General features: G+C 66.9%; 1 pseudogene and 1 CRISPR repeat array. The pseudogene reads left to right on the top strand.

The annotated features are described in order from the left end of the window. Nucleotides 1-135: pseudogene (locus EZE58_RS17270) on the top strand (MBL fold metallo-hydrolase); the annotation flags it as partial. A gap of 343 nt (nucleotides 136-478) precedes the next feature. Further along, a CRISPR array of direct repeats spans nucleotides 479-1,299; the repeat unit is 28 nt; unit sequence GTGCTCCCCGCCCCCGCGGGGATGATCC. Nucleotides 1,300-1,349: the final 50 nt, after the last annotated feature.

Here is a 1,349-nt window from a genome sequence, read left to right as displayed (position 1 = left end):
ACGATCATCGAATCGATCAGGGACCGACTCTTCACCCTGCCCGATCCCACCGTCGTCCTCACCGGCCACGGCGACTCGACGTCGATCGAGGCGGAGAAACCATCGCTCGAGGAATGGATCAAGCGCGGGCACTAAGGGTCGAATCTGGGCCGAGGTCTCTGGATTGAGGGCTCGAGCTCCAGCGAACTGGGCACTCTAGAAACTAATACTTTGGCGCCCCGGAGACGTTAGTCGTCGTCTTCCCGGGTGCGCCGCGGTGCTTGCAGACAGTCGGCTGACGATTTGCTGTCGTCTCGCGGGATCTGCAGGGAGCGCGGCTTCGGCTTTGGGGGTGAATCTTCGATGGCGCACCCTTTGTTGTTTGCCTGAATCACGCCGCAGGGGGGTGCCGATCGTGGCCACACCTCCATACGCGGTATGCAATGCGAAACTCATTGCAGATATCCCGCACGTGTTAGATTCTTGCTGATCAGCAAGTGTGCTCCCCGCCCCCGCGGGGATGATCCGCACGCAGCGGACATCCACCCGGCCTTCGGCGTGTGCTCCCCGCCCCCGCGGGGATGATCCTGGCCGAAGAGGGTTGGGTGCCGGTCCCGTCGTGTGCTCCCCGCCCCCGCGGGGATGATCCGCACATCACCGGCTTCCTGCGCATGTCGAAAGTGTGCTCCCCGCCCCCGCGGGGATGATCCGAAGCGGTTTGCCTCGTACGCCAAACCGATACGGTGCTCCCCGCCCCCGCGGGGATGATCCCTCGTCGAGGAGGGCACGCACGAGCTTGAGATAGTGCTCCCCGCCCCCGCGGGGATGATCCGGTCTACCAGACTCACGCGCACATGCCGGTGACGTGCTCCCCGCCCCCGCGGGGATGATCCGCACGCGGATGATGAGACCTTTCTCGCCGGCAGGTGCTCCCCGCCCCCGCGGGGATGATCCGCGTGCCGCTCCGGGACTCGAACCCGGATGTCTGTGCTCCCCGCCCCCGCGGGGATGATCCGCGCCCGAACGGGGGCATGGCGGCGCGCTTGGAGTGCTCCCCGCCCCCGCGGGGATGATCCCTCCGCAGGCAGCTCGAGCTGAGTCATGCCGTCGTGCTCCCCGCCCCCGCGGGGATGATCCCAGTCGTCCACTCCGCGTCATACCCGAGCGAGGGTGCTCCCCGCCCCCGCGGGGATGATCCTCCCACAGTTGCTCGCACTTATGCGGGAATTGGGTGCTCCCCGCCCCCGCGGGGATGATCCTGTCCCCAATGATCTCATCCGGGTCCTCAGGATGTGCTCCCCGCCCCCGCGGGGATGATCCGACCGATGCGGGTGCATATCAATGCAGGACTGCGTGCTCCCCGCCCCCGC

The sequence above is a fragment of the Brevibacterium sp. LS14 genome (assembly GCF_012027885.1).
GTDB classification, from domain to species: Bacteria; Actinomycetota; Actinomycetes; order Actinomycetales; family Brevibacteriaceae; genus Brevibacterium; species Brevibacterium casei.
Note: the sequence above shows the minus strand (reverse complement) of the source record. Positions and strands in the feature narration are given on the sequence as shown.